Annotated in this window: 1 protein-coding gene; it reads right to left on the minus strand. The window is 54.4% G+C overall.

The features are described from left to right. Positions 1-570 (minus strand): alpha/beta hydrolase family protein (locus ACR0IP_RS23410; RefSeq protein ID WP_480528197.1); only part of this gene is annotated, 570 nt, incomplete at both ends.

Raw genomic sequence — 570 nt, forward strand, 5'->3', positions numbered from 1 at the left:
GCCGCGCGACGGTTTGGTTTTCGCGCATTTTCGTTCATGAAATCAATCACAAGAGGACGAATGTTGTCGCGCCAGCTGCGGCCTGCGAAGATACCATAGTGACCGGCGCCGGGTTCAACGTGGCTTGCCTTTTTGCTGTCGGGCAGGCCGGTGCACAAATCCAGCGCAGCAATACACTGGCCGGGTGCAGAGATGTCATCATTTGCACCTTCGACAGTCTTCACCGCAACATCGGTAATCTTACTGATGTCCACTTTGTGACCCGCGACCACGAACTCGTTTCTCGCAATCTCTCGATTCTTGAAGACCCGCTCGACCGTCGAAAGATAGAACTCGGCAGTCATGTCCATCACGGCCAGGTATTCGTCGTAGAAGCGGTTATGGGCATCCTGATCCGAGGCTTCGTCCCGCATGACGCGCTGGATCTGGTCGGAAAACGCTTTGGAGTGACGATCTGCATTCATGGACATGAACGAGGCCAATTGCAGCAGACCCGGATAGACCATACGTCCAACGCCTTTGTACTTGAAGCCAACGCGCTGGATCATTGTTTCTTCCAACTGGCCCATG

It is taken from the genome of Ruegeria sp. AL11 (assembly GCF_056540865.1).